At 69.9% G+C, this 23735-nt stretch carries 25 protein-coding genes; 6 read left to right on the top strand and 19 right to left on the bottom strand.

The window, feature by feature from the left end:
* Positions 1-29: 29 nt before the first annotated feature.
* The 4 genes from ilvC to ilvD are packed head-to-tail and all read right to left on the bottom strand — an operon-like array spanning position 30 to position 5146.
* Positions 30-1055: a ketol-acid reductoisomerase gene (ilvC, locus tag QNO21_RS07460; RefSeq protein ID WP_257519087.1), complete on the bottom strand. Its 1026-nt coding sequence runs from the start codon at positions 1053-1055 to the stop codon at positions 30-32.
* Between the two features lie 36 nt (positions 1056-1091).
* Positions 1092-1601 (bottom strand): acetolactate synthase small subunit, encoded by a 510-nt coding sequence (gene ilvN, locus QNO21_RS07465; RefSeq protein WP_257493238.1) that lies wholly within the window; start codon positions 1599-1601, stop codon positions 1092-1094.
* Position 1602: 1 nt separating this feature from the next.
* The gene (locus tag QNO21_RS07470) at positions 1603-3402 is read right to left on the bottom strand and encodes an acetolactate synthase large subunit (protein WP_257519088.1); all 1800 of its coding nucleotides are present in this window, start codon (positions 3400-3402) and stop codon (positions 1603-1605) included.
* Between the two features lie 37 nt (positions 3403-3439).
* Positions 3440-5146, bottom strand: coding sequence for a dihydroxy-acid dehydratase (gene ilvD, locus QNO21_RS07475; RefSeq protein ID WP_257519089.1), 1707 nt, complete (start codon positions 5144-5146; stop codon positions 3440-3442).
* Positions 5147-5285: 139 nt separating this feature from the next.
* On the opposite strand from ilvD, the gene QNO21_RS07480 reads away from it, so the two are divergent.
* From QNO21_RS07480 to QNO21_RS07495, 4 genes are read left to right on the top strand one after another with little or no spacing between them, the layout of a single operon-like run.
* Positions 5286-5975, top strand: a complete 690-nt coding sequence (locus QNO21_RS07480; RefSeq protein ID WP_257519090.1) for an energy-coupling factor ABC transporter permease — start codon at positions 5286-5288, stop codon at positions 5973-5975.
* The gene (locus QNO21_RS07485; protein ID WP_257519091.1) at positions 5972-6319 is read left to right on the top strand and encodes a PDGLE domain-containing protein; all 348 of its coding nucleotides are present in this window, start codon (positions 5972-5974) and stop codon (positions 6317-6319) included. Before QNO21_RS07480 ends, QNO21_RS07485 begins: the two co-directional genes overlap by 4 nt.
* Before the next feature lie 41 nt (positions 6320-6360).
* The gene (cbiQ, locus tag QNO21_RS07490; protein ID WP_285178416.1) at positions 6361-6981 is read left to right on the top strand and encodes a cobalt ECF transporter T component CbiQ; all 621 of its coding nucleotides are present in this window, start codon (positions 6361-6363) and stop codon (positions 6979-6981) included.
* Entirely contained in the window at positions 6978-7730 is a 753-nt protein-coding gene (locus QNO21_RS07495) for an energy-coupling factor ABC transporter ATP-binding protein (RefSeq protein WP_257514548.1), read from the top strand. Before cbiQ ends, QNO21_RS07495 begins: the two co-directional genes overlap by 4 nt.
* 13 nt (positions 7731-7743) lie before the next feature.
* Here the strand turns inward: QNO21_RS07495 and otsB are convergent, their stop codons facing one another.
* Together otsB and otsA are read right to left on the bottom strand one after the other, a co-directional pair.
* Positions 7744-8526 carry a trehalose-phosphatase gene (otsB, locus tag QNO21_RS07500; RefSeq protein ID WP_257519093.1) on the bottom strand — a complete coding sequence of 261 codons (783 nt, stop codon included), beginning with the start codon at positions 8524-8526 and terminating at the stop codon, positions 7744-7746.
* Entirely contained in the window at positions 8523-9938 is a 1416-nt protein-coding gene (gene otsA / locus QNO21_RS07505; protein WP_257519094.1) for an alpha,alpha-trehalose-phosphate synthase (UDP-forming), read from the bottom strand. Before otsA ends, otsB begins: the two co-directional genes overlap by 4 nt.
* Positions 9939-10067: 129 nt before the next feature.
* On the opposite strand from otsA, the gene QNO21_RS07510 reads away from it, so the two are divergent.
* Entirely contained in the window at positions 10068-10328 is a 261-nt protein-coding gene (locus QNO21_RS07510; protein ID WP_257519095.1) for a hypothetical protein, read from the top strand.
* A 37-nt stretch (positions 10329-10365) separates the two neighbouring features.
* Here the strand turns inward: QNO21_RS07510 and QNO21_RS07515 are convergent, their stop codons facing one another.
* Genes QNO21_RS07515 through QNO21_RS07525 form a run of 3 tightly spaced genes read right to left on the bottom strand, consistent with a single transcriptional unit; the run spans position 10366 to position 12978 of the window.
* On the bottom strand, positions 10366-11550 hold the full coding sequence (locus QNO21_RS07515; protein WP_257519096.1) for an acetyl-CoA C-acetyltransferase: 1185 nt from the start codon (positions 11548-11550) through the stop codon (positions 10366-10368).
* Positions 11547-12200, bottom strand: coding sequence for a CoA transferase subunit B (locus tag QNO21_RS07520; RefSeq protein ID WP_257519097.1), 654 nt, complete (start codon positions 12198-12200; stop codon positions 11547-11549). Before QNO21_RS07520 ends, QNO21_RS07515 begins: the two co-directional genes overlap by 4 nt.
* Positions 12201-12204: 4 nt before the next feature.
* Positions 12205-12978: a CoA transferase subunit A gene (locus QNO21_RS07525; protein ID WP_257519098.1), complete on the bottom strand. Its 774-nt coding sequence runs from the start codon at positions 12976-12978 to the stop codon at positions 12205-12207.
* 106 nt (positions 12979-13084) lie between these two features.
* On the opposite strand from QNO21_RS07525, the gene QNO21_RS07530 reads away from it, so the two are divergent.
* Positions 13085-13876, top strand: coding sequence for an IclR family transcriptional regulator (locus QNO21_RS07530; protein ID WP_257519099.1), 792 nt, complete (start codon positions 13085-13087; stop codon positions 13874-13876).
* Between the two features lie 284 nt (positions 13877-14160).
* Here the strand turns inward: QNO21_RS07530 and QNO21_RS07535 are convergent, their stop codons facing one another.
* The 10 genes from QNO21_RS07535 to QNO21_RS07580 form a co-directional block, all read right to left on the bottom strand.
* Positions 14161-15054 (bottom strand): alpha/beta fold hydrolase, encoded by an 894-nt coding sequence (locus QNO21_RS07535; protein ID WP_257519100.1) that lies wholly within the window; start codon positions 15052-15054, stop codon positions 14161-14163.
* A complete protein-coding gene (locus QNO21_RS07540; protein WP_257514539.1) occupies positions 15051-15803 on the bottom strand; it encodes a 3-hydroxybutyrate dehydrogenase in 753 nt (250 codons plus the stop codon). Before QNO21_RS07540 ends, QNO21_RS07535 begins: the two co-directional genes overlap by 4 nt.
* Positions 15796-16470, bottom strand: a complete 675-nt coding sequence (locus QNO21_RS07545) for a TetR/AcrR family transcriptional regulator (protein WP_257514538.1) — start codon at positions 16468-16470, stop codon at positions 15796-15798. The genes QNO21_RS07540 and QNO21_RS07545 overlap by 8 nt, the downstream gene beginning before the upstream one ends.
* The gene (locus QNO21_RS07550) at positions 16467-18071 is read right to left on the bottom strand and encodes a class I adenylate-forming enzyme family protein (protein WP_257519101.1); all 1605 of its coding nucleotides are present in this window, start codon (positions 18069-18071) and stop codon (positions 16467-16469) included. The genes QNO21_RS07545 and QNO21_RS07550 overlap by 4 nt, the downstream gene beginning before the upstream one ends.
* The gene (locus QNO21_RS07555) at positions 18068-19207 is read right to left on the bottom strand and encodes a branched-chain amino acid ABC transporter permease (protein ID WP_257519102.1); all 1140 of its coding nucleotides are present in this window, start codon (positions 19205-19207) and stop codon (positions 18068-18070) included. Before QNO21_RS07555 ends, QNO21_RS07550 begins: the two co-directional genes overlap by 4 nt.
* A gap of 1 nt (position 19208) precedes the next feature.
* The gene (locus QNO21_RS07560) at positions 19209-20084 is read right to left on the bottom strand and encodes a branched-chain amino acid ABC transporter permease (RefSeq protein WP_257514535.1); all 876 of its coding nucleotides are present in this window, start codon (positions 20082-20084) and stop codon (positions 19209-19211) included.
* Complete coding sequence (locus QNO21_RS07565) at positions 20081-20794, bottom strand: ABC transporter ATP-binding protein (protein WP_257519103.1); 714 nt, start codon at positions 20792-20794, stop codon at positions 20081-20083. The genes QNO21_RS07560 and QNO21_RS07565 overlap by 4 nt, the downstream gene beginning before the upstream one ends.
* Positions 20791-21588, bottom strand: coding sequence for an ABC transporter ATP-binding protein (locus QNO21_RS07570; RefSeq protein WP_257519104.1), 798 nt, complete (start codon positions 21586-21588; stop codon positions 20791-20793). Before QNO21_RS07570 ends, QNO21_RS07565 begins: the two co-directional genes overlap by 4 nt.
* 13 nt (positions 21589-21601) lie before the next feature.
* A complete protein-coding gene (locus QNO21_RS07575) occupies positions 21602-22807 on the bottom strand; it encodes a substrate-binding domain-containing protein (RefSeq protein ID WP_257519105.1) in 1206 nt (401 codons plus the stop codon).
* A gap of 654 nt (positions 22808-23461) precedes the next feature.
* A complete protein-coding gene (locus tag QNO21_RS07580) occupies positions 23462-23734 on the bottom strand; it encodes a hypothetical protein (RefSeq protein WP_257519106.1) in 273 nt (90 codons plus the stop codon).
* Position 23735 lies beyond the last annotated feature (1 nt).

Here is a 23735-nt window from a genome sequence, read left to right on the forward strand (position 1 = left end):
GCGGCGACCGGGTCAGGGTTGGCTGAGACTCAGCGCGCGGCGCTGCCCTCGACGTAGTCGCTGTCGGTCTGCTTCCACGAGAACAGGGCGCGCAGGTCCTTGCCCACCGCCTCGATGGCGTGTGCGGCGGCCTTCTCGCGCAGCTCGCCGAACTCCACGGCACCGGCATCCTGGTCGTTGATGAAGCGCTCGGCGAACGCGCCCGAGCGGATGTCGGCGAGCACCGCCTGCATGTTCTCCTTGACGTGCGGGTCGATCACGCGGGGGCCCGAGACGTAGTCGCCGTACTCGGCGGTGTCCGACACCGACCAGCGCTGCTTGGCGATGCCGCCCTCCCACATGAGGTCGACGATGAGCTTCAGCTCGTGCAGCACCTCGAAGTACGCGATCTGCGGCTGGTAGCCCGCTTCGGTCAGGGTCTCGAACCCGTACTGCACGAGCTGCGAGACGCCGCCGCAGAGCACGGCCTGCTCACCGAACAGGTCGGTCTCGGTCTCTTCGGTGAAGGTGGTCTTGATGACGCCGGCACGCGTGCCGCCGATGGCCTTCGCGTACGACAGCGCAACGTCCCACGCTTGGCCCGACGCATCGTTCTCGACGGCGATGATGTCGGGGATGCCACGACCGGCCACGAACTCGCGGCGCACCGTGTGACCCGGTGCCTTCGGTGCGATGAGGATGACGTCCACGTCCTCGGGAGCCTGGATGTAGCCGAAGCGGATGTTGAAGCCGTGTGCGAAAGCGAGGGTCTTGCCGGCCTTGAGGTGCGGCTTGATCTCATCGTTGTAGATCGAGCGCTGGTGCTGGTCGGGAGCCAGGATCATGATGAGGTCCGCCCACTGCGCGGCGTCCGCCACGGACTTCACCTCGAAGCCGTCCTCCTGCGCCTTCGCGATGGACTTGCTGCCCTCCTTGAGAGCGATGACGACGTCGACACCCGAGTCACGCAGGTTCTGGGCGTGGGCGTGGCCCTGTGAGCCGTAGCCGACGATCGCGACCTTCTTGCCCTGGATGAGCGACAGGTCGGCGTCGGAGTCGTAGAAGATCTCGGCCATGTTGTGTGTTTCTCCTTGAGTGGTGGTTCGGTGTGGTCAGCCGCGCAGGACGCGCTCGGTGATGCTCTTGCCGCCGCGGCCCATCGCGACCATCCCGGACTGGGCCAGTTCCTTGATGCCGAAGGGCTCGACGGCGCGCAGGAACGCGTCGACCTTGCCACGATCGCCGGTCACCTCGACCACGACGGCGTCGGTGGCGTAGTCGACCACCGAGGCGCGGAAGAGGTTGACGACCTCGATGACGTTGGAGCGCGTCTGGTTGTCGGCGCGCACCTTGACGAGCATGTGCTCGCGCTGCACGGATGCCGCGGGGTCGAGTTCGACGATCTTGATGACGTTGATGAGCTTGTTCAGCTGCTTGGTCACCTGCTCCAGCGGCAGCTCGTCGACGTCGACCACGACCGTGATGCGCGACAGGCCAGGCACCTCGGTGACGCCGACGGCGAGGGAGTCAATGTTGAACCCGCGCCGCGCGAACAGGCCCGCCACGCGGGTGAGCAGACCGGGTTTGTCCTCCACGAGGAGGCTGAGGACGTGCTTGCTCATCTCAAGCCTCCTGGTCGAAGGTCGGCGCGTGCTCGCGGGCGTACTGGATGCTGCTGTTGCTGCGCCCTTGCTGGACCATCGGCCAGACCATGGCGTCGGCGCTCACGACGAAGTCGATCACCACGGGACGGTCGTTGGTCTCGAGCGCCAGCTTGATCGCGGCATCCACATCCTCTTCCTTCTCGACGCGGATCGCGAGGCAGCCGTACGCCTCGGCGAGCTTGACGAAGTCGGGGATGCGGATGGTGTTGTGTCCGGTGTTGAGGTCGGTGTTCGAGTATCGGCCGTTGTAGACCAGGGTCTGCCACTGCCGCACCATGCCGAGCGACGAGTTGTTGATGATGGCGACCTTGATGGGGATGTTGTTGATGGCGCAGGTCGCGAGTTCCTGGTTCGTCATCTGGAAGCATCCGTCGCCGTCGATCGCCCACACCACGCGGTCGGGCTCGGCGACCTTGGCGCCCATGGCGGCGGGCACCGCGTAGCCCATGGTGCCGGCGCCGCCGGAGTTGAGCCACGAGTTGGGACGCTCGTACTTGATGAACTGGGCCGACCACATCTGGTGCTGTCCGACGCCGGCGGCGTACACACCCTCGGGCCCGGTGAGCTCGCCGATGCGCTGGATCACGTACTGGGGCGCCATGTGGCCGTCGGTGGGCTGGGCGTAGCCGAGCGGGAACTCGTCGCGCAGGCCGTCGAGGTAGGACCACCATTCGGCGATGTCTGCGCGCTCGGATGCCGCCGCCGTGAACGCACCCTCGAGGTCGACCAGCACCTCTTTGAGGTCGCCGACGATGGGGACGTCCGCGGTGCGGATCTTGGAGATCTCCGCCGGGTCGATGTCGACGTGCACGACCTTCGCGTTCGGGGCGAACAGCGATGCCTTGCCGGTCACGCGGTCGTCGAAGCGCGCGCCCAGCGAAACGATGAGGTCCGACTCCTGCAGAGCGAGCACCGCCGGGACGGTTCCGTGCATGCCGGGCATGCCCAGGTGCTGCGGGTGCGAGTCGGGGAACGCGCCGCGCGCCATCAGCGTGGTCACGACCGGCGCGCCCGTGGTCTCCGCCAGCTTCAGCAGCTCTTCCGATGCGCGGGAGCGGATCACGCCGCCGCCGACATAGAGCACCGGCTTCTCGGCGGTGGCCAGCAGCTGGGCCGCGGCCTGGATCTGCTTGCCGTGGGCCTTGGTGACGGGTCGATAGCCGGGCAGGTCCACCCGCGGCGGCCAGACGAACGGCGCCTCCTCCTGCTGGGCATCCTTCGTGATGTCCACCAGCACCGGACCCGGGCGCCCCGTGCCGGCGATCTCGAACGCCGCGGCGATGGCACCGGGGATCTCCTCGGCGCGCTTGACCAGGATGGAGTGCTTCGTGATCGGCATGGTGATGCCGACGATGTCGGCCTCTTGGAACGCGTCCGTGCCCATGAGGGTCGAGAAGACCTGGCCGGTGATGCACACGATCGGCACCGAGTCCATGTACGCGTCGGCGATCGCGGTGACGAGGTTGGTGGCGCCGGGGCCGCTGGTGGCGATCGCCACGCCGGTCTTGTTGGATGCCGCGGCGTAGCCCTCGGCAGCATGGCCGGCACCCTGCTCGTGACGCACCAGGATGTGGCGGATCAGCGAGGTGTCCATGAGCGGGTCGTAGACGGGCAGGATCGCGCCGCCGGGCAGGCCGAACACGTCGGTCACCCCCAGCAGCTCGAGCGAGCGGACGACCGCCTGGGCGCCGGTGAGGACGGGAGCGGATGCCGCGCGGGCGGGAGGCCGGGGAACGGCGGAAACGGTGTCTGAGGACATGGGTGTACTACCTCGAGATCCAGGGTTGCTGACGGGACTACCCCGTCACCGCGCCCTCTGCAGCAGAGCGCACGAGTTTGGAGTACTTGGCCAGAACGCCACGGGTATAGCGCGGGGGAAGGGGCTCCCAGCCTTCTCGGCGGGAACTCAGCTCTGCGTCGCCGACGAGTAGGTCGAGAGTGCGAGCCGCGATATCGACCCGTATCAGATCACCATCGCGCACGAAGGCGATGGGACCGGAGTCCACCGCTTCGGGTGCTATGTGGCCGATGCACAGGCCGGTTGTGCCGCCTGAGAATCGTCCGTCCGTCAACAGTAGTACATCTTTTCCGAGGCCGGCCCCCTTGATGGCGGCCGTGATCGCGAGCATCTCGCGCATGCCGGGACCGCCCTTGGGACCTTCGTAGCGGATGACGATGACGTCGCCCGCGTCGATCTCGCCGGCCTCGAGCGCGTCCATCGCGGCACGCTCCCGCTCGAACACCCGCGCGGGGCCCTCGAACACCGAGGCGTCGAAGCCGGCGGTCTTCACGACCGCGCCTTCTGGCGCGAGTGAGCCGTGCAGGATCGTGATCCCGCCGGTGGCGTGGATCGGGTCGGCAAAGCTGTGGATGACCTCGCCGTCGATGGGATCCGGGTCCAGCTCGCGCAGGTTCTCGGCCAGCGTCTTGCCGGTGACCGTGAGCGCGTCACCGTGCAGCAGTCCCTCGTCGAGCATCGCCTTCATGATCACCGGGATGCCGCCGTGACGGTCGACGTCGTTCATGACGTACTTGCCGAAGGGCTTCATGTCGGCCACGTGCGGGACCTTGTCACCGATGCGGTTGAAGTCGTGAAGGGAGAGTTCGACCTCGGCCTCATTGGCGATGGCGAGCAGGTGCAGCACGACGTTCGTCGATCCGCCGAGCGCCATCGCCAGGGCGATCGCGTTCTCGAACGCCTCTTTCGTGAGGATGTCGCGCGTCGTGATTCCCTGACGCAGCAGGTTGACGACCGCCTCGCCCGAGCGGTGGGCGAAGTAGTCGCGACGACGATCGGCCGAGGGCGGTGCCGCGGATCCAGGGAGGCTCAGTCCGAGCGCCTCGGCGACAGAGGCCATGGTGTTGGCGGTGTACATGCCGCCGCACGCGCCCTCTCCCGGGGCGATGGCGCACTCGATGCGCTTGAGGTCAGCCTCGCTCATCTTTCCGGCAAGGCACGCACCCACGGCCTCGAACGAGTCGATGATCGTGACGTCCTTCTCGGTGCCGTCCGAGAGCTTCACCCAGCCCGGAGCGATCGAGCCGGCGTAGAGGAAGACGCTGGACAGGTCGAGGCGCGCGGATGCCATCAGCATGCCCGGGATCGACTTGTCGCAGCCGGCCAGCAGCACGCTGCCGTCGAGCCGCTCGGCCATCATCACCGTCTCGACGGAGTCGGCGATGACCTCGCGGCTGACCAGCGAGAAGTGCATGCCCTCGTGGCCCATCGAGATGCCGTCCGACACCGAGATCGTGCCGAACTGCAGCGGGTAGCCGCCGCCGGCATGCACGCCCTCTTTCGCACCCTGCGCGAGCCGGTCGAGGCTCAGGTTGCAGGGGGTGATCTCGTTCCAGCTCGAGGCGATGCCGATCTGGGGCTTGTCCCAGTCGGCGTCGCCCATGCCGACCGCGCGGAGCATCCCCCGGGACGTGGTGGCTTCGATGCCGTCGGTGACGACGCGGCTGCGCGGCTTGATGTCGATGGTCTCGTCGGGATTGCTCACGGGTGAATTCTATTGCCGCCGCCGCGGGAACCCGGCCGCGTGTCGGAGGCCCCCCTGGTGTGGGTCGGAAGGCGGGCTTAGCATCCCCATCTACGACGGTGTCGCAACTGGCACATCGCCCCACACGGTTGGAGAGCGAATGCACGTTCCAGACGGTTTCTTGGACATCCCCACCTCTGTTGCGACGGGTGTGGTCGCCGTCGCTGCAGTGGCCGTCGCGCTGCCGCGGGCCCGCAAAGAGGCCGTCGACGATCGCAAGGCGCCGATGGTGGGGATCGTTGCGACCCTCATCTTCGCCGTGCAGATGATCAACTTCCCCGTCGGCGCGGGCACGAGCGGCCATCTGATGGGAGGGGCGTTGGCGGCCGTGCTGGTGGGCCCGGCCACGGGAGTGCTGTGTCTGACCGTCGTTCTCATCGTGCAGGCCTTCCTCTTCGCCGACGGCGGGCTCACCGCCCTCGGCACCAACATCACCCTCATCGGCGTCGTCACCGTCGTCGTGGGGTGGTGGGTCTTCCGCGGTGTCGTCGCCCTCGCACCCCGCCGCAGCTGGGCGGTGCCGCTGGGCGCCTCGCTGGGTGCCTTCGTGTCGGTGCCCGTCGCAGCCGCGGTCTTCGCAACGCTCTTCGCCGTCGGCGGGACGGTGGCCGTGCCCGCGGGCACGGTGTTCGCCGCGATGGTCGGCTGGCATGCCGTCATCGGGGTGGGTGAGGCGGTCATCACCGCCCTCGTCGTCTCGGCAGTGGTCGCCACCCGACCCGACCTCGTCTACGGCATGCGGTTCGTGCGCGTGACATCCGAACGCACCATCCAGGGAGCGACAGCATGAACGCGACGCCTCAGCACGACGGGTCTCGGCGCATCTCGACCCGCGCCTTCACGATCGCCTCCTTCGCGATCATCCTGCTCATCGCGTGCGTCGTGAGCTTCGGGGCCTCGAGCCACCCCGACGGGCTGGAGTTCGTCGCCGAGAGCACCGGGTTCATCGGCGCCGCCGAAGACAGCGCGACCGCCACGAGTCCGTTCGCGGACTACGGCGCCGTGTTCATCGGCAACCCCTGGCTCTCGCTGGCATTGGCCGGGGCCATCGGCTGCCTCGTGACGTTCGGTCTCGCCTGGATCATCGGCGCCGCCGCCCGCCGCCGCGCCGTGGCCGAGTCGTCGCCCCGATGAGGAGCTTCGCCGCTCTCCCCGCCGCGCCGGGAGCACGGGGTTTGCGCACCGCGTCGCCGCGGCTGAAGCTGCTCGCGGTGCTGGCCTTCGCGATCGTAGTCGTGGCCACCCCGCGGGAGTGGTTCGCCGCGTTCGCGGTCTACGGGCTGATCGTCGCAGGGTTCCTCATCGCCGCCCGGGTGACGCTGCGCACCCTGCTGGCACGCATGGGCATCGAGATCCCGTTCGTCCTGTTCGCCATGCTCATGCCCTTCGTCGCCAGCGGTCCCCGCGTGGACGCGTGGGGTCTGCAGCTGTCCGTGGAGGGACTGTGGGGAGGCTGGGGGCTGCTTGCCAAGGCGACCCTCGCACTCATGGCATCCATCGTCCTCGTCAGCACCACCGAGCCACGCGCCATCATCCTGGCGCTCGAACAGCTGCGGCTGCCGCGGGAGCTCACCGCCATCGCCGCATTCATGCTGCGCTACCTCGATGTCATCACCGGAGAGTGGAAGCGCATGCGCGTGGCCCAGGACTCGCGGGGGTTCGGTGCCGGCGGCTACAGGTCGTGGCCGGTGCTCGCCCGTGGGGTGGGTGCGCTGTTCGCGCGCTCCCACGGCCGCGGCGAGCGTGTGCACCTCGCGATGCTCTCGCGCGGATACCTCGAAGCCGGGCGGGCATGACCGCCGCCGACATCTCGGTGCGGGCCCTGCACTACCGCTACCCCGGGAGCCGGGCGCAATCCGTGCTGGCCGGCGTCGACTTCGATGTCGCGGCGGGCGAGCGGGTGGCGATCCTCGGGCCGAACGGCGCGGGCAAGACCACCCTCATGCTGCACCTCAACGGCATCCTGACACCCGACCGAGGATCGATCGCCGTCGGCGGCACGCGCATCGACCGCGATACGGTGCGCGAAGTGCGCCGACGGGTGGGGCTGGTGTTCCAGGATCCCGACGACCAGCTCTTCATGCCGACCGTCGGCGAGGACGTCGCGTTCGGCCCCTCCAACTATGGGGTGCCTGCGGCGGAGCTGACGAAGCGGGTGGATGACGCGCTCGCGACGGTCGGCCTGCACGACGTCGCCGACCGTCAGCCGCAGCATCTGTCGCTGGGCCAGCGACGGCGGGCGGCGATTGCGACCATCCTGTCTATGGACGTCGACGTGATGGTGCTGGATGAGCCGACCTCCAACCTCGACCCCGGCTCCCGACGGGAGCTGTCGGCGACCCTCGCCGCGCTCCCGGCGACCCAGATCGTCGTGACCCACGACCTGCCGTACGCGCTCGAGCTCTGCCCGCGCGCCCTCATCCTCGACGGCGGCAGGATCGTCGCCGACGGATCGACCCGTGCGCTGCTGTCGGATGCCGCGCTCATGGCAGCCCACGGGCTGGAGCTGCCGTGGGGCTTCGACCCGTCCTACGGGCGGCGCTGACCTGCCCCGCGCGTCACGCGTCCCGCCCGCCCCGCTCCTCGGCGAGCCGCGTCAGCAGCTCGGCCAGCTCAGGGATTCCGGCGACAGTCACTCTTGCGGCGGTCGGGGCCTCCCCCACACGCACGCCGAGGTCTCCGGGCTGCAGGCTCTGCAGGGCGTCCTCGTCGGTGACGTCATCGCCGGCGAAGAGCACCGCCGTGGCACCGGTGCGCTCGCGCAGCGCCGCGATCGCGGAATCCTTGCCCTCGTGGCGGGAGGCGTACTCGACGATGTCCCGCCCCGTCCGGCGACGCCACTCCGGCGCCTGGGCGGCGACGATCTCGTCGACGAGGCGGTTGGCCTCTGCGGCGGTCGTCGCGTCGGCCCGGCGGGTGTGCACGCCGAGGCCGAACGCCTTCGGCTCGATCCACACGCCGTCGAGGTGTGCCGTGAGCTCCTCCGCACGCCGCTGCAGGCGGCCGCGCAGCGCGGCGGCGTCGGGCGCGTCGTCCGCGGCGTGCATGCCCGTGCCGGGCTCCCAGTACTCCGCGCCGTGAGAGCCCGACAGCCACAGCGGCGAGTCGTCGAGGTGCTCGGCGATGAGTCGCAGATCCCGCATGCTGCGGCCGGAGACCAGAGCCACGACGGTGTCGGGCAGCGCGGCCAGCGCCTCCACGGCATCCCGCGCCGCCGGCAGCATGCGCGATTCCATCGGATCGTCCTGAAGCGGTGAGAGGGTGCCGTCGAAGTCCAGCGCGACAAGCAGCCGGGGCGTGGATGCCAGCGCCGCCAGGGCCTCTGCCGCGTCGCCGGTCACGAGCGGGCCCGCCGCACGGCGTCGAGCGCCTCGAGGAACTCGCGCGACCAGTCGTTCACGTCGTGCTCGCGCACCTTGCGTCGCAGGCTCCGCATGCGGCGGCCCTGCTCGGCTGCGGGCATCTCGACGGCGCGCACGATCGCGTCCTTGAGCCCCTCGATGTCGTGCGGGTTGATGCGCAGGGCGGTGCCCAGCTCGTCGGCGGCCCCGGCGAACTCGCTGAGCACCAGCACCCCACGGTTGTCGATGCGGGAGGCGACGTACTCCTTCGCCACGAGGTTCATGCCGTCGCGCAGGGCGGTGACGAGCATGACGTCGGCGGCGAGGTACAGCGCCACCATCTCCTCACGCGGGAACGCCTGATGCAGGTACCGGATGGCGGTGTGGTCCATCGTGTCGAAGTCGCCGTTGGTGCGCCCGACGGTCTGCTCGATCTCGTCACGCAGCTGCACGTAGGCCGCGACGCGCTCTCGGCTGGGGCTGGCCACCTGCACGAGAGTGACGTCCTCCACCGAGAGCCTGCCGTCCTGCAGCAGCTCGCTGAAGGCCTTGAGCCGATGCCGGATGCCCTTGGTGTAGTCGAGGCGGTCCACCCCCAGCAGCACCTTCTTGGGGTTGCCGAGGCTCTCGCGGATCTCGACCGCTCGCGCCTGGATGTCGGGGCGCTGGGCGAGGGCGATGTAGTCGTCGGCATCGATCGAGATCGGGAATGCCTTGGCCAGCGCCACGCGCTCACGCCCGTCGTCGGTGGGCACCCGGATGCCGCTGGCCTTGGTCTCGTAGCGCAGCTGACGCCGCACCGCGCGGGCGAAGTTCGAGGCGTCGGCAACCCGCTGGAATCCGATGACGTCCGCTCCCAGCAGCCCCTCCAGCACCTGCCGGCGCCACGGCAGCTGGGAGTACAGGCCGTACGCGGGGAACGGGATGTGGTGGAAGTAGCCGATCACGAGGTCGGGGCGCAGCTCCCGCAGCATGCGGGGAACGAGCTGCAGCTGGTAGTCCTGCACCCACACGGTCGCCCCGTCTGCGGCCACCGCCGCAGCGGCCTCGGCGAATCGGCGGTTGACCCGCACATAGGCCTGCCACCACTCGCGGCGGTAGCGGGGAGGCGAGATGACGTCGTGGTACAGCGGCCAGATGGTGTCGTTCGCGAAGCCCTCGTAATAGAGCTCGACGTCCTCAGACGTGAGGGGAACGGGCACCAGGTGCATGTCGTCGAAGTCGAACGGCTCGACCACGACGTCGGCCTGCCCGGGCCAGCCCACCCATGCACCCTCGGTCGTGCGCATGACGGGAGCCAGCGCCGTCACCAGCCCGCCCGGGGACGTGCGCCACTGCTCCTCACCCTCACCGCTTCCCGACCTGTCCACCGGAAGACGGTTGGCGACGACGACGAAATCGGCAGTGGTCATGAGAATCCTCCGTGCGGCGGGCGGGGACTCCAGGCTATCGCCCACCCCCGCGCGCCGTCCGGGGTTGCGCGGGTGACGCGATTCTGTCAATACCGAGTCCCAGGTCGGTCCGCGCGATAGCGTGGCGGGATGCGCGGCTATCTCTTCGGATCCGGACTCATCACCAGCATCACCAGCGGCATCACGCTGCTGCGCGGACTGCGCAACGACGAGCCCTTCACCTGGCGCACGGCGCTCGCCTGGCTCAGCTGGGGCATCTCGCTGGCGCTCGCCATCGGCGCCGTCGTCGACACTCGCCGCGCCAAGCGCGGACACATCGTCCCCGGTGATTCCCCGGTGAAGGGCAAAGAGCAGAAGCTCATGAAGAAGCGTCTGCAGAAGGCCGGCTGACCTCAGGCCGAGCAGCCGGCGCGTCCGCTCGGTTGCTTCAGCGCGTCAGGATCAGGGCATCGCCCTGGCCTCCGCCGCCGCACAGTGCCACACCGGCCGTGCCGCTCCCCCGGCGCACGAGCTCGTGCACGGCGTGCACGACGAGCCGGTTGCCGCTCGCGCCGATCGGGTGCCCGATCGCGATGCCTCCGCCGTGGATGTTGACGATCTCCTCGTCGAGGCCGAGCTCGGCCTGGGACTGCGCGACGACCGCGCCGAACGCCTCGTTGATCTCGACGAAGTCCAGCTCGGCCGGCTCGAGGCCCTGCTTGCGCAGCGCCTGCTCCATCGCCCGCGCCGGCTGCGCGTGCAGCGAGTTGTCGGGACCCGCCACCTGGCCGGCCGCGCCGACCACGGCCAGCACGTCCCATCCCTGGTCATCGGCGTGGCTCCTGGTCGTGAGCACGACGGCGGAGGCGCCGTCGGAGATCTGCGACGCGTTGCCGGCGGTGATGGTCCCCTCCGCGGCGAACGCGGGACGCAGCTTCGCCAGGGTGTCGACCGTGGTCTCCGGCCGCACGCCCTCATCGCGCGTGATCCGCAGCGGGTCGCCCTTGCGCTGGGGCACATCGACGGGCACGATCTCGTCGTCGAAGACGCCGGCATCCTGTGCCGCGGCGGCCCGCTGGTGCGACAGCGCCGCCACGTGATCCTGCATGTCGCGGGTCATGCCGAGTCCGCCGTTGTGCCGCTCGGTCGACACCCCCATGCTCTCGCGGTCGTACGCGTCGGTGAGGCCGTCGTGGGCCATGTGGTCAAGCACTTCGACGCTCCCGTAAGACCAGCCGTCGCGGGAGCCGGTGAGCAGGTGAGGGGCGCGCGTCATCGACTCCATCCCGGCTGCCACGACGACGCGCGCATCGCCGGTCTGGATCATGCGCTTGGCGTCTATGACCGCCGACAGGCCCGAGAGGCAGACCTTGTTCACCGAGGATGCCGGCACGTCCCAGCCGATGCCTGCGGCCACGGCGGCCTGGCGGGCGGGATTCTGTCCGGAGCCGGCGGGAAGCACCTGCCCGACGATGACGGCGTCGACGGCATCCGCGGGGATGCCGCCGCGCTCGAGTGCGCCGCGGATCGCGAGGGCGCCGAGTTCAGGGGCGGTGAACGAGGCGAGCTGGCCCTTGAGTCGTCCCTGCGGCGTTCGGGCGGCGGCGACGATGACGACGTCTTCGTGGTTCATGCTCCCACCCTAAGAGTGTCGGAGACCGCAAATGGCGGCTCGGTGGCGGCCTGCACCTCGGCGACGGTCACGCCCGGTGCCGTTTCGACGAGCTGCAGCCCGTCGGGGGTCACGTCGATGACGGCGAGATCGGTGATGATGCGGTCGACGACGCCGCGGCCGGTGAGCGGCAGCGAGCACGCGTCGACGATCTTGGGCGAGCCGTCGCGGGCGACGTGCTCCATCAGCACGATCACCCGTGCCGCGCCGTGCACGAGGTCCATCGCGCCGCCGGGGCCCTTGACCATCTTTCCCGGGATCATCCAGTTCGCGAGGTCCCCCGTCGCCGACACCTGCATCGCCCCGAGGATCGCGGCGTCGATCTTTCCGCCGCGGATCATTCCGAAGCTGGTCGCGGAGTCGAAGTAGGCCGCGCCGGGGAGCACCGTGACGGTCTCCTTCCCGGCGTTGATCAGGTCGGGATCGACTTTGTCTTCTGTGGGGTACGGACCGACCCCGAGGATGCCGTTCTCGGACTGCAGAACGACCGTCACCCCGTCGGGCACGTGGTTGGGCACGAGGGTGGGAAGACCGATGCCGAGGTTGACGTACGAGCCGTCTGTCAGCTCGCGGGCCGCGCGGGCCGCCATCTCGTCGCGTGTGAGAGCCATGGGGTCACTTTCCTTCAGGACGCACGGTGCGCCGCTCGATGCGCTTGGGGATGTCGCCGCCGACCTCGACGAGGCGATGCACGTAGACGCCGGGGAGGTGCACGTCGTCGGGGTCGATCTCGCCCGGCTGCACGAGCTGCTCGACCTGGGCGATGCACACCTTGCCCGCCATCGCGGCGAGCGGGTTGAAGTTGCGCGCCGCCTTGTTGAAGACGAGGTTGCCGTGCGTGTCGCCACGCAGGGCGTGGACGAGGGCGAAGTCGGTGACGATCGCCTCTTCCAGCACGTAGGGCAGCGGACGGCCCGTCGTGTCGAACGTGCGCACGTCCTTCGGCGGCGACGCCACCGCGATGCCGCCGGACCCGTCGTAGCGGCGGGGCAATCCGCCCTCGGCCACCTGGGTGCCGACGCCGGTCTGCGTGTAGAACGCCGCGATGCCCGCGCCGCCGGCCCGCAGCTTCTCGGCGAGGGTGCCCTGCGGTGTCAGCTCGAGCTCCAGCTCACCGCTGAGGAACTGCCGCTCGAACTCCTTGTTCTCGCCCACGTACGACGAGGTCATCTTGCGGATGCGTCCGGCCCCCAAGAGGACCCCGAGCCCCCAGTCATCGACCCCGCAGTTGTTGGAGACGACCGAGAGGTCGGTGGTGCCCTGCGCGAGCAGCGCCTCGATCAGGGCGATCGGGTTGCCCGAGAGGCCGAAGCCGCCGACGGCGAGCGATGCCCCATCCGGGATGTCGGCGACCGCTTCGGCCGCAGAGGGGAACGTCTTGTCGATCACGGGCACTCCTTCGTGAGCCGGGTATGGTGCCAGACTGCGTGCCGCCACCGCGCCGCGGCAACGGCGTTCTTGCGATGTGGACGGCAGCCCGTCTAGGTTCCACTATGTGGACACCCCTTCCCGCGCCGCCGTTCCTGGCGCTCAGACCGTGGCACGCGCAGCCAGCCTGCTGCGGCTCGTGACGGCGGCGGGCGCCGAGGGGGCTGCTTTGCAGCGACTCGCCCATGATGCGGGACTGTCGCGGTCGACCGCCCATCGCCTGCTGTCGGCGCTGCGCGCCGAAGGGCTCGTGGATCAGGATGAGACGTCGTCGCGCTGGATGCCTGGCCCCGAGCTCTTCCTCATGGGGTCGGTGGCCGCCGCGCGCTACGACATCACCGATGTCGCACGCGACATCGTGCGGTCACTGGCGGTCAAGACCGAGGAGAGCGCGTTCCTGTCGGTGCGGCGCGGCGATGAGACCGTATGCCTCGTCCGCGAGGACGGCGCCTTCCCCATCCGCTCGTTCGTGTTGAGCGAAGGGGTGCGGTTTCCGCTCGGCGTGGCATCCGCGGGACTGGCGATCCTCGCCTTCCTGCCGGACGACGACGTCGACGCCTACCTGGCGCGGCATCCGGAGCTCGTCGACCGCTTCGGCACGCGCCATGCGCCGGCTGTGCTGCGCACACGACTGGCCGACACCCGCGACCGGGGATACGCGGTCAACCCCGGGCTCATCGTCGAAGGCTCGTGGGGGCTGGGCGCGGCGGTGTTCGACCGCGCCGGCCGGCCGGAGTGGGCGCTCAGCCTGACCGGGGTCGAGTTCCGCTTCTCCCCCGAACGGCTGCCGGCGCTCGGCCGTACCCTGCTCGCCCACGCGCACCAGCTGTCGTCGCGCATCGCCTCGGCGCGGTCCTGACGCCGCGGGCTCTCCGCCGGTCGTCGCGAGCGCAGGAGATACCGCGAATACAGGATGGATGCCGCCGGAAACGACCTGCGCCCGTGGGATCTCCTGCGTTCGCTAGAGCACACGCCGCGTGTCGGTCGCCGGCAGCACCGCGAGCAATCCCCGCCGCCCTCGTGCCGCGCCGAGTACGGCAACGCCAGCGCAGGAGATCTCCCGAAGGCAGGACGGATGCCGCGCCGAACGTCCTGCACTCGTGAGATTCCCCTGTCGCGGCGGCGGCCGCTCCGCGCTGGCGCTCACCGGGTCGGCGCGAGGGCCTTCCGCACGTGGCCCGCGACGGCGGCGGCGCCGTGCCCCGACAGCACGATCGTGTAGTGGTTCATGCCCTCGATGAGGTGGTGACGCACGTGCGGCATCCGCTCGAGCAGGGGCTGCAGGTGCGCCGGCGGATACAGCCCGGGCAGCTCGTCGCGCAGCCCGCGCGGCACCGTCAGCAGCACGGTGTCGTGGGAGAGGGCATCCAGGGCCGCGGGAAGGGTCGCGCCGGTGTTCATGTCCACGGTGTCGTCGACCGTGGTGCGGTAGCTCGTGGCCGGGCGCAGCAGATCGCCGTCGGGCGACAGGTCGTAGACGAAGTACTCCTCCAGCTGGTCCGACCAGGCTCCCTGGAACGCGGGGTGGTCGCGCCAGAAGGCGAGATACGCGGCATGGTCGGCGAACCGCTGGTTCAGCCGCTCGGCCGTGGGTCCCAGGATGTGGGAGACGACGGTATCGGCATCGAGCCCTTCCGGCACATCCAGCGGCAGTCCGCCGTCGACGAGCAGGAGCGAAGCGACGCGCTGCGGATGCCGGTGCGCGAAAGCCAGAGCGACGAAGGCGCCCATCGAGTGACCGACGACGAGCGTGCGCTGCACCCCCGCGGCATCCAGCACGGCCGCCATGTCGTCGGCGTGGGCCGCGAGGCCGCCCGCACCGGTGACGCCGTTGCTGCGCCCTCTCCCCCGCAGGTCGGGGGCGATCAGGCGCACGTCGGGCAGACACTCGGCCAGCCATGGCCAGGCGCGGTGAGACGAGGTCACGCCGTGGATGAGCAGCGCGGTCGGGGCGTCGGGCGCGTCCGTCTCCCACACCCCCACCCGCAGGGCACCACCTTTCACCGGCACGTCGAGGGTGCGGTACTCGCGGCTCATCGCGCCGTCCATCCGCCGTCGATCGTGTACGAGGCGCCGGTGACCATGCCGGCCTTGTCCGACACCAGCCACCCGGCGAGCGAGGCGACCTCGTCGGCTTCGACCAGACGCTTCACGGCGACCTCGGTGAGCATGACCTTCTCGACGACCTCGGAGTCAGGAATGCCGTGCACGCGCGCCTGCTCGGCGATCTGACGCTCCACCAAGGGCGTGCGCACATACGCCGGGTTGATGCAGTTGCTTGTGACCCCGTGCGGTCCGCCTTCGAGGGCGGTGACCTTCGACAGTCCCTCCAGCGCGTGCTTCGCCGTGACGTAGGCCGACTTGAAGGCGCTCGCCCGCAACCCGTGGGCGCTGGAGACGTTGATGATGCGCCCCCACCCACGGGCGTACATCGCGGGCAGCGCGGCGCGGATGAGCAGGAAGGGCGATTCCACCATGAGCCGCTGGATCAGCCGGAACACCTCGGGATCGAACTGCTCGATGGGCGCCACGCGCTGGATTCCGGCGTTGTTGACGAGGATGTCGACGTCGAGCTGAAGGTCCTCCTGCGCCGCGGTGTCGGAGAGGTCGACGACCCACGATTCTCCCCCTGCCGCCTCGGCAGCCGCGGTGGCCGCTTCTGCGTCGCGGTCCGCGACGATCACGTGGGCGCCGCGCGCGGCGAACTCGCGCACGCAGGCCAGCCCGATGCCGCTGCCGCCGCCGGTGACGAGCGCGCGACGGCCGGTCAGATCGCGGTCAGTCATCGTCTTCCCCCTGCCTGGCGGCGAGTGCGTTGCGCACGAACCGCATCATGTGATCGACCACCTCGGTCGGGATCTCCGCGGGCGGCGCGCCGTCGGCATCTCGCTCCCACAGCAGGTAGCGCATGCCGATGAGCTCGCCGGCGCCCATCAGCGCCCACGCGGTCACCTCGGGGTCCAGCGCGGCATCCACCTCGCCCTGCCCCTGGGCTGCGCGCAGGCCGGCCTCATACCCGGCAACGATGCGGGTGTAGTGCAGCCGCAGCATCTCGGGCGAGACGAACTCGGCTTCGCGCACGATGCGGTAGAGGGCCGGATGCGCCGCCGTGAAGCGGAAGAATCCCTCGAAGCCGGCCCGCTCGGCGTCGATGCGCGACGAGGTCGTGGCCATCGCCTCGGCCATCGCGTGACGCACGCGGCGGTTGAGGTCGACGACCAGCTCCTCGAAGATCTGCTGCTTACTGTCGAAGTAGAGGTAGAAGGTGCCGAGGCCGATGCCCGCGTGCTCGGTGATCTTCACGATCGACGCCTCGTGGTAACCCGAGGCGGCGAAGACCGCCTCGGCGGCTTCCAGCAGCCGGCGCCGCGTGGCCTCACCCCGCTTGGTCAACGGCCGACCGCTCGTGGACAGCGCCGCCTCCGGCGGCTCGAACGCCTCGATGGTGCTCATGCGCGGTCTCCTTCGAGGGTGGGGGTCGGCGGGAGTTCGGATGTGGAGGCGGATGCCGCCATCAGAGCCGCAGCCTGCGCACGCAGGCGGGTGCGGGCGAGCTTGTCGATCGTGCTCCGCGGCAGCGCGTCGACGAAGGCGACGCGAGCCGGCACCTTGTAGGCGGCCAGCTCGCTGCGCGCGTGCGCGAGCAGCTCGTCGACGCCGAGCAGGGCGCCGGGCGCCCGCACGACGAAGGCGACTCCGCGCTCCCCCCACACCGGGTCGGGGGCGCCGACCACCGCGACCTCGGCCACGGCGGGATGCCGGCTGAGCGCCCGCTCCACCTCTGCGGGGGCGACGTTCTCGCCGCCGGAGATGAAGATGTCCTTGAGCCGGTCGACGATGCGGTAGATCCCGTCGGCGTCGCGGGCGGCGATGTCGCCGGTGCGGAGCCACTCGCCGGCGCGGGCCCGGTCCGTCGCCTGCGGGTCGTCGAGGTACCCGGCGAAGACGCTCGGCCCCCGCACCCACAACTCGCCCGCGGCAGGGCCCTGCAGCACGAGGCCGGTCTCGGGGTCGGCGAGCACGACTTCCACGTGCGGGTAGGGGCGCCCGACCGCCCCCGGATGGGCGTCGGCCTCGGCCGCGGGCAGACACAGCACATTAGGGGACGCCTCGGTGAGTCCGTACCCCTGGGTGAGCGCCACCCCGGCATCCGCCCACCGGGCCGCGGTGTCCGGCGCCATCGTCGCGCCGCCCACGAGGGACAGACGCAGGCTGCGCAGGCCCTCCGAGCTGAAGCGCGGGTCATCGGCCAGCTGCCGGTACTGCGTCGGGACCCCCATCATGGCGGTCACACCCCGCTCTGCGATGAGCTGCAGCACGCGGCCCGGTTGGAACGAGCGCTCCAGCACGACCGTTGCCCCCACCCACCAGGCCAGGAGCGGCTGCACGTTCCAGGCGGCCACGTGGAACTGCGGCAGCATCGCCAGCACGACGTCGTCAGCGGTCAGCTGCAGCGCTCCCGACAGCGCGAGGTTGTTCCAGAAGCAGTTGGCGTGGGTGAGCACCACGCCCTTGGGTGCGGCCTCGCTGCCGGAGGTGAAGATCACCAGCAGCGGATCGTCGTCGCGCACCGGGCGCAGCGGCGCTGTGAAGGCTGTCGACGGCGGGGGCGCTGCGGATTCCACCCCGGTGGTGCCGAGCGATGCCACCGGCGGGCGTCTGGTCGCGCGGCCGAGGGCATCCTCGGCGGCGGCGGCGTACTCGTCGTCGACCAGCAGGAGCGCCGGCGCGGCGCGGTCGATCAGCTCCGCGAGCTCGCGCGGGGCGAGCCGCCAGGACAGCGGCACGAACGCCAGTCCGCTGTGCGCACAGGCGAAGAACGCCACGACGTGGTCGATGGAGTTGCCCGAGATCGTCGCGATGCGCTGGCCGGGGCGGTAGCCCGCCGACGCGAGTCGGTGCGCGAGTGCCGCGGCGCGCTGCGCGAGTTCGCCGTACGTGATCGTCACGCCCCGGTCGTCGATGGCGATGCGGCCGGGCGTCGCGTCGGCGCGGGCGGTCAGCCAGCGGCCGATCGTGTGGGGCCCGTCGGCGCCCCGCTCGTCGGGTGTCACGCGCGCACCTCGGCGGGCTCGGCGATCGCCTCGCTGTCGTCCAGCCGGTGCAGGCTCGCCCGGGTCCGTTCGCCGCGGCGCCGGCGCACCGCCGCGTCGACGGTTCCGGCGATGCCGCCGGGAAGGAACATCACCACGAGGATGAAGAGCACCCCCAGCAGGAACATCGGCTCCGAAAGCGGTACGTGCAGGATGGCGGGCAGCGCGTCGATGGCATCGGAGCGGGCCAGCACCGTCAGGCGCTGGTCGAGCAGGGTGTAGAGCACACCCCCCACGATCGCACCCCAGCGGAACCCGACACCACCGAGCACCACCATCACCAGCACGGTGATCGTGAGGTCTGCCGACACCGCCGCCGGCTGAGTGCCGGACTGCAGCAGCAGGTAGGCCATTCCCGCCAGGCCCGCGCAGAGGGCGGCGACGACGAAGACGAGCAGCTTCGCCCGGTAGGGAGACAGCCCCAGCACCTGCACCCGCAACTCGTTCTCGCGCGTCGCCTCGGCGAGGTGTCCCAGGCGCGAGCGGTCGACCCAGAGCACGACGAGGTACACCAGCACCACGACGACGAGGGTCAGCCAGTAGAGGTTGCGGGTGTTGACCACCCCGACCAGCCAGTCCGGAACCTGGGCGGTGGCCAGCCCCAGGCCTTCCTCGCCGCCGGTGACCTGCTGGTTGCGGCGCACGAGCACAGACCCTGCCTGCGCGAAGGCGAGGGTGACCATCGCGAAGGGGATTCCCGAGACGCGCATCGCCACGGAGCCGGTCAGCAACGCCACCGCGAGACCGCCGACGAGCGCGACCGGTACGGCGACGGCCAGCGGCAGCTCGGCTGCTTTGAGCAGGATGCCGAGTCCGTACGCTCCGGCGCCGAACGACAGGGCATGGCCGAACGACAGCATGCCGGCGGTGCCGAGCAGCAGGTTGTACGACAACGCGAGGGCGGCGAACACCATGCACAGCGACATCAGGGCGAGGCTGCCCGGGGTGTAGGTGGGGCCGGGCAGGATGCCGGGGATGGAGATGTTCAGCAGCGGCAGCACCGCCATCAGCACGACGAGGGCGGCACCGAGTCCGGCAGGCAGCAGCCGGCCGGCGCGGCCGCGGACCAGGGTGGGGATTCCCGTGGTGGTGGTCATGTCAGGCCCGCTTTCCGAGAAGGCCCGACGGTCGCACGAGCAGCACGACCGCCAGGAGGATCACGACGATGAAGTCGCCGGTGCCCTGCAGGTAGGTGTTCGCCGCCTGCTGCAGCACCGCCACGACGACCGACGCGATGGCGGCGCCGGTCAGCGATCCGAGGCCGCCGACGACGGTGACGATGAAGGCGAAGATGAGAAGCGTCGCGCCGAGGTGGGCCGAGACGAACGTCTGGGCGTGCATCGCCAGCACGCCGCCGATTCCCGCCGCCGCACCGCCGATCGCGAACACCACGGTGAACGATCGGCGCACGTCGATGCCCAGCGCGGTCACCATCGAGCGGTTCTCGACGCCGGCGCGGATGATCAGGCCGTACCGGGTCTTGCGCAGGAACAGCACGAGGGCCAGCAGCACGAGGACGGCTGCGATGATCAGCACCCAGTACTTGTTGGGAATGCTCGCCCCCAGCACCGGGGTGGTGGCGGCCAGCCATGGCGGGCCCGAGATGTTGATGGCATCCGTGCCCCAGATCCCCTCGAACAGGGCCACGGCCGCGAACGAGAGTCCCACCGTGACGAGCACCTGCTCGATGTGTCGCTCGTAGAGCGGGCGAATGAGCACGAGCTCCGTGAGGGTGGCGAAGACCGCGCCGACTCCGGCGCCGACCAGCAGCGAGGCGAGGAACCCACCCCACGTCTCGGTGCCCAGCGCCTGCGCCACCTGCCAGCCAACGAAGGCGCTCAGGGTGAGGAAGGCGCCGTGGGCGAAGTTCAGCACGTGCATCAGGCCGTAGATGAGGCTCAAGCCGCTGGCGACGAGGAAGTACAGCGCCCCGAGGCCGACGCCCGTGACCAGGGTGAGGACGAGGGTGCTCATGCGTGGGCCTCCGCACTGACGCCGAGAAGCCGGGTGGTGAGGGCGGGATCGTCGAGGATGCCGCGGGCGCTGCCGGTGTGGACCACCCGGCCTCCGGCGATGACGACGGCGTCGCCGGCGAGGGCGCGCACCACCTCGAGGTTCTGCTCCACCAGCAGGATCGGGACCACTTTGGAGGCCTCCCGCAGGGCCTCGGTCACCTGGGCGACGATCATCGGGGCCAGGCCCTTGGTCGGCTCGTCCACGAGCAGCAGCCGGTTGTCGTTGAGCAGCGCCCGGGCGACGGAGACCATCTGCTGCTGACCACCCGAGAGGGTGCCTGCACGCTGGTCGCGGCGCTGCACGAGGTCGGGGAAGAGCGCGTCGACGAACTCGCGTCTGGGGTTGCGCTGCCGCTCGGCCAGGAGGAGGTTCTCGGCGACGGTGAGCCCCGCGAAGACCTCGCGGTCTTCCGGGACATACCCGACGCCGCGCTGCACGATGCGGTGGGTGGGGAGGGAATCGATGCGCTCCCCCGCCAGGACGACCTTGCCGCGTCGGTGGATGAGGCCGAGCACCGCCCGCAGCGTCGAGGTCTTGCCCACGCCGTTGCGCCCGAGCACGGCCGTGATGCCGGTGGGCGGCACCTGGAAGGTCACCGATTCCACGACCTGCTGGCCTGCGATGGTGGCCGACAGTTCGGTCACCTCGAGGATCGGCTCGGCGCTCATGCGGCGGTCCCCGTTCCGAGGTACGCACGCTGAACTGTCGGGTTGGCCATGATCCGCTCCGGCGTGTCCAGGGCGATGATCGTGCCGAAGTACATCACCGCGACGAGATCGACGAGCCCCATCAGCACGTCGATGTGGTGCTCGACCATCAGGACGCTGCAGTCCTTCTCGCGGTGCATCCGGCGGATGTTCTCCACGAGCCCGGCCACGTCGCCCGAGCCGACCCCCGCCATCGGCTCGTCCAGCAGAACGAGCCGCGCATCGGTGGCCAGCAGCACCGCGATCTCGAGCTTGCGCTTGTCGCCGTGCCCCATGTCGCCGGCGGGCGTGTCGAGCCGGTGACCGAGCCCCACCTCCTCGAGCATCGCCACGGCCCGCTCGGTTGCGGCATCCGTTCGCCGGGGGAACCGCAGCAGCGAGTAGTCGCCACCCTCGGTGACCTGCGCGGCGATGCGCACGTTCTCGAGCACACTGAGGCGCGGGAACAGGTTGGAGGTCTGAAAGGTGCGCCCAAGCCCCGCCCGCGCCCGGGCCGGCACCGACAGCGAGGTGATGTCCGTGCCGTCCATCAGGATGCGACCGGCGGTCGGCTTGACGATGCCCGAGACCGCGTTGAACAGCGTGGTCTTGCCGGCGCCGTTGGGGCCGATCACCCCGACCAGAAGGCCGGGCGGGATCTCGAGGTCGACGTCGTGGAGGATGGTCGCTCCGCCGATCTGCAGGCCGAGGCCTTCGACGCGCAGCGCCGCGGGAGCACTGTCGGGGCGGGGCGCGGACGGGACAGGGGTGCTCATGCGTGACGTCCGCTCAGCCGGCTTCGGCGGGGGCGACCGCGTCGGCGGGGGCGGTGTCGACGAGTTCGGGCACGAGGGCGCCGTCGGAGGCGACGAGCTTCACCTGATACATCTCCTGCAGGAGCGCGTGGTCGGAGGCGCGCACCGTGGTGGGGCCCTTCGGCCCGTCGAACGAGTAGCCCTCGAGTGCGGCGATCATGGCGTCGACGTCCCCGGCGCCCTCGCGCACCGCCTGCACCAGCATGAGTGCGGCGGTGAAGCCGTCGGGGGTGAACAGATCCGGCGTGCCGCCGTCTGCTTCGACCAGTTCGAGCATCGCCTCGTTGACGTCGTTGCTGGGCCCGCCGGCGAAGTAGTGGTTGAGGAAGCTGATCTTCTCGGACGCCTCGCCGTAGGCGCCGAAGGTCGCCGCGTCGCCGAGCCCGGTGACGACCGGGATCGCGTCGAGCACGCCCTGCTGGCTCATCGCCTGCCACATCGCGCCGGAGGTGGCGCCGGCCCACGCGACGAACACCAGGTCGGGGCTGCCGGCGATCACCTGCTGGGCGAACGGCGTGAACTCGGTGACGTCCTCGGCGACGAGCACGCTGTCGACCTCGGCTCCCTGGGCGCCGAGGATCGCCGAGACGGCGGCTTCGTTGCCCTGACCGAACGCGTTGTTCTGCGCGAAGACGGTGATCTTCTTGCCCTCGATGTCGTCGAGGAAGGTGCCGGCGGTGGCGACGTCCTGTGCGCTCTGGCGACCGGTGCGGAAGGTGTACTCGTTGATGCCGGTCACCGCGTCGGCGGCGGCGGGACCCGAGAGGAAGAGCACCTGGTTCTGGGCGGCCTGCTCGGCCAGGGCCAGGGCCACCCCCGACGATGCGCTGCCGGCGAGGATGTTCACGCCTTCGCCGATGAGCTCCTTGGCGATGGTCACGGCGGTGTCGGGGTCGCCGGCGTCGTCGCGGTACTCGATCACCAGCGCGGTGCCGTCGACCTCGTTCGTGCCGTCGGTGGCGTAGTCCAGCCCGGCGCGGAATCCCTCGAGGTACTGCTTGCCGTAGCCGGCGAGGGGCCCGGTCTCGCTGGTGATGACGCCGACGGTGACCTCGGCGGGGCGGTCGGACCCTGCCTCGGCGGTGCCGCCACCGGCATCCGCCGTCGGCGCACACGCGGTGAGGACGAGGGCGGCCGCGGCGACCACGGACCCCAGGAGCAACTTCTTCGTAACGCGCATGTGCGTGCCTTTCACCATTGAGAGGGAGCAAACCTGAGATGTGATTCAGGTATTGCAAATGTAGGGAGAGGGCGCACGGAAGTCAAGGGCGCAACACCGAGTGAAACCGACGCGTAGTGCGGCGAACTCCGGCAGCAGCGCACGGCCCGACGATTCCGCCGGCGAGCGGTCACCGTCGCGACGGGTATGCGGCAGAGAAAAGAAGAAGCCCCGCACACTGGCGAGAGTGTGCGGGGCTACCGTGCACCCCCTGGGACTCGAACCCAGAACCCACTGATTTAATTAAGCACACAATCGCCCTAGTTCTGTGTTCCTACGACGTCATCACAGATCGTCCTTCTAGGCCCTGGTTTGCTCGCTTGACCTGCGGTTTTATACGTCACTTGACGCGCCAGAAGATGCCGCGAACGTATGTTCAATGCCCTCAGATACCCGCAGATTCTTCGCTCAAAACGCGGAGTAAACGGTGGATTTCGACGGGATCGCAGCCGAACGCTAGGCGCGGCGAGTCTTCGAGCATCCGTTCTCCGCCATGCCTTCGAAGTCCTCCGGACGCCCTACATACGTTCGAAGCCCCGAGGACCGCCGTAGGGCTTCCTGAGGGCTTCGAGACCGGCCTAGCAGTTCGGATACCGGGATGATGACCTAACGCGGCTAGCGCGCTCCTGTGGCCGATGGTGGGCGGCTTTGGCGGGCGCGTCGGTGTTCGTGCGACAGCGCAACCCACAGGATGAAATCGCGTTCTTCGGGGTCGAGCAGATCGAATTTCTGGACGTGCTGCTCGGCTTCCACGGCGAAGAGTTCCCGCTGTATCGGGTCCGCCGCGCGGTGCGCCTCAAATGCGCGACCGACCAGTGCCGCGCCCGAATCGAACCAGTCCCACGCCCGCGAGAACGAGAACGGAGACACATCGCGAGGATCGGACATG

Origin of the sequence: Microbacterium sp. zg-Y818 (assembly GCF_030246905.1) — a bacterium.
Lineage (GTDB): Bacteria > Actinomycetota > Actinomycetes > Actinomycetales > Microbacteriaceae > Microbacterium.